Here is a 3,716-nt window from a genome sequence, read left to right as displayed (position 1 = left end):
ATATCTTGCTGTTCTTTTAATTCAGGTAATTTATTGGGTTCAAAAATCATGATTGACTCATCAGCAGAATCGAGCAACCAACCTAGCTTTGCTCCATTTTGAATAGAAAATGTAATTTTGCGGATAACTCGGTTGGGTGATTGTACCCTTCGGGAACGCGAAGCGCGAACTGGTGAGAGAATTTCGATTATCCAATCTGGGGGAATCTCAAATTTATTTGTAATTTTTCCATTAGGAAGCAATGGAATTCTTTGCCATTCAAACACAGCAATATCTGGTACTATCGAACGACCTTCAAATGTACAGCGTAATTCAGGAAAGGCATAAGCAATTTTTTGCGGTTTAGCAATCTCATTAATAGCTGTGACTAAACTGCTTTGTAAAGTACTGTGTTCTCCTTGCGGCATAGGCTTTTGGTAGATTTGCCCGTTAAAATAATCGCTTGCTGGTTTTGTCTCTGGTAGTTTTAAGAACTCTTCTACACTTAATGCTGTAGTTTGCTGAATAGATAAGGTCATAATTTACAACTTATCAAAGCTTGATTATTTCATTATGATTTGAATTAGTATGAGGCATAACCTCAGCTTACATTCACCCTTGCCATTGCCGCAACTGATTTTGAGCATATTCCCGCACTTCTTCATCTGGGTCATTCTCGGCGCGATCGCGCAACAGTGGTAAAGTCTGGGAATGCTGAGGATACTGTTTAATAATTATTTCCACTGCAATGCGCCGAGGGTTCGTTTCTAAGTTTTCCTTAAGTTCAACGCAGTCATTGATAGCACAGTGGTAGTATGTGTCAAACAAATCAGGTTGATATTTGAAGTGCTTTGCTAATACTTGGATAGCTACATTTCGCACCAACTCTCTGTCATCATCCTGGGCGCGGGTTTGTATGAAAGTTTTAGTTTGAGGGTCATCTTTCTAATTGCTGGCTAACGCTTCTATTGCTGCACTTCGCACATACCAAGTGTCATCATTTTGGGCGCGAGTTTGCAGGATAATTTTGGTTTGGAGGTCATCTTTGTGATTGCTGGCTAATGCTTCTATTGCTGCAAGTCGCACATTCCAAATGTCATCATCTTGGGCGCGAGTTTGGAGGATAGTTTTGGTTTGAGGGTCATCTTTGTAATTGCTGGCTAATGCTTCTATTGCTGCACGTCGCACATCCCAATTATTAGTATCCAAAACGCAATTTTGGAGAAAAGTTTTGGTATGAAAGTCATCTTTGTAATTAATAGCTAATGCTTTAATAGCGGCAAGCCGTATATGCAAATTATTATTATCTTGGGCGCAAGTTTGCAGGAAAATTTTAGTTTGACAATTATCTTTATAATTGCTGGCTAATGCTTCAATAGCTGTACGACTCACATCTATATGTTTATTATCTAGAGCGTGGATTTGCAGTATATTTTTGGTTTGAGGGTCATCTTTGTAGTTACTGGCTAATGCTTTAATGGCTGTAAGTCGGACATACCCACTTTTATCATTCAGGGTGTAATTTTCTAGGAAAGTTTTGGTTTGGGGGTCATCTTGGTAATTACTGACTAATGCTTCGATGGCTGCGCCTCGCACATATTTATCGTTATCATCCAATGCGAAGGTTTGGAAGATGGTTTTGGTTTGGGGGTCATCTTGGTAATTACTAGCTAATGCTTTAATAGCTGCAAATCGCATATATGAATAGTCATCATTTAAGGCAGAAGTTTGCAGAAAAATTTTAGCCTGGGGGTCATCTTGATAATTTTTAGCTAATGCTTGAATAGCTACATATTGCACATACTCATCCTCGTCATCTAAGGCGATGCTTTGCAGGATAGTTTTAGTTTCGGGGTCATCTTTGTAATTGCTGGCTAATGCTTCTATTGCTGCGCTTCGTACATCCAAATCCTCATTATCAAGGATAGTGTTTTGCAGTATATTTTTGGTTTGGGGGTCATCTTTGTAATTGCTGGCTAAGGCTGTAATGGCTGCACTTCGCACATCCCAATTGTCATCATCAAGGATACTGTTTTGCAGAAAACTTTTGGTTTGGGGGTCATCTTTGTAATTGCTGCCTAAGGCTGTAATAGCTGTAATTCGCACATCTAAATTATCATTAGCTTGGGTAACATCTTTGAGGAAAGTTTTGGTACTTGGAGATTCTTGCCAAGTCGTTACAATTGCAGCAGTTGCTTGAGTGCGAATTTGTCGAACTAGCTCAGTTTCTTGATTCTCTTCATAGGATTCATAATAGTACCAGAGGTCATATTTTGTTAAATCTTTCAGCCTGTTCAGTAATTTGTTAGCTATAGGTTCAATTACCTGACGATTTCTCACCTCTGCCAAACACTTAGCTGCTAAAAACAGATTAAAAAACTTAAAAACTGGGCAAAACCAGGAGTCAGGATAAGAAATTCATCTGGAATGGATGAGATTTTACATAGCATTCTTTAACCAGGGGAAATCATTTACCGCTTAAACTACTGGAGGCCAAATTAATGGCAAAAGAACGCCCGCCACTAGAGGAGATGACCTTACGCCAACTACGCAAAGTTGCTAGCGAATATAGCATCTCTCGCTATAGTCGAATGCGTAAATCACAACTACTGGCATCAATACAAGAAGTCCAGCGTAGCAGAACCTTACTCAGTCCATCTCGTTCATTGGAGGCACAAGAAACCGTGGAAGCTGCAAAGTTTGAATTAGGTCAGGAAGATCGTACTGGTGGATCTTTGGCTGATGTTGATGAAGGACTGGCAGATTTGCCTTCTGGTTATGGTGAAAGCCGGATTGTACTGTTACCGCGCGATCCTCAATGGGCTTACACTTACTGGGATGTTCCCAATGAACACAAAGAGGAACTGCGTCGGCAAGGCGGACAACAACTGGCACTACGGATTTATGATGTCACCGACATCGATATCGAATACCAAAGCCCACATAGCATTCAAGAATATCCCGCTGATGAACTAGCTAGAGAATGGTATCTACCAGTTCCAGTTAGCGATCGCGATTATACAATCGATATCGGCTATCGTGCTGCTGATGGTCGCTGGTTAGTACTAGCTCGTTCTAGTAGAGTACACATTCCTCCCGTCTATCCTTCTGACTGGATTGAGGATGTCTTCATCACTGTAAATTTTGAAGAAGATTTACGTGGCAAAACTCAGTACGAACTAGTTCCTCCTGCTAAGAAGATTGCAACTACCGCTAATGGTAATAATGCTGTTGTGAATGGCAACGGCAACCCCATCTACGACGAAATATTTGGTTTAGCAGAATCTGCCGAAGCACTACGGGTTGCTGGTTCTATCTTTGGCTCCCAACAAGGTGCAGCGCGTCCTGAACAAGCTATTAGCTCCTACATTTTCCCATCTGGTGTGGGTATGTGGGCAGTTCCTACCGTGTCTGGTTTAACCGCTTCCGGTGCAGGAATGTCAGGTGTTGGCTTCTCGGCTTCCGCCGTACCAGTACGTCCACGCAAGTTCTGGTTAATTGCCGATGCTGAGTTGATAGTCTACGGTGCAACCGAACCCGATGCTACCGTAACCATTGGTGGCCGTCCAATTCAGCTAAATCCAGATGGAACATTCCGCTTCCAGATGTCCTTCCAAGATGGTTTAATTGACTACCCAATTTTGGCTGTAGCTGCTGATGGTGAGCAAACCCGATCGATTCAGATGAAATTTAACCGTGAGACACCATCTCGGAATACCAACACCAAAGAAGAAGCT

4 protein-coding genes are annotated in these 3,716 nt (G+C 41.7%); 1 reads left to right on the top strand and 3 read right to left on the bottom strand.

All coding sequences use genetic code 11. From position 1 onward, the window contains the following. From IQ229_RS17910 to IQ229_RS17900, 3 genes are all read right to left on the bottom strand, one after another. A partial coding sequence (locus IQ229_RS17910) for a Uma2 family endonuclease (protein ID WP_194046021.1) occupies positions 1 to 518 on the bottom strand: 518 nt, incomplete at its 3' end. Between the two features lie 73 nt (positions 519 to 591). Continuing rightward, the gene (locus IQ229_RS17905) at positions 592 to 861 is read right to left on the bottom strand and encodes a hypothetical protein (RefSeq protein ID WP_194046019.1); all 270 of its coding nucleotides are present in this window, start codon (positions 859 to 861) and stop codon (positions 592 to 594) included. Between the two features lie 63 nt (positions 862 to 924). Next, on the bottom strand, positions 925 to 2,319 hold the full coding sequence (locus IQ229_RS17900; protein WP_322744009.1) for a HEAT repeat domain-containing protein: 1,395 nt from the start codon (positions 2,317 to 2,319) through the stop codon (positions 925 to 927). A 161-nt stretch (positions 2,320 to 2,480) separates the two neighbouring features. On the opposite strand from IQ229_RS17900, the gene IQ229_RS17895 reads away from it, so the two are divergent. Beyond that, on the top strand, positions 2,481 to 3,716 hold a 1,236-nt coding region (locus tag IQ229_RS17895), incomplete at its 3' end, for a DUF4912 domain-containing protein (protein WP_194046015.1).

The sequence above is a fragment of the Nostoc cf. edaphicum LEGE 07299 genome (genome assembly GCF_015207245.1).
In the GTDB taxonomy this organism is placed as follows: Bacteria; Cyanobacteriota; Cyanobacteriia; order Cyanobacteriales; family Nostocaceae; genus Nostoc; species Nostoc edaphicum_B.
This window is presented reverse-complemented; position numbering and strand designations above follow the sequence as displayed.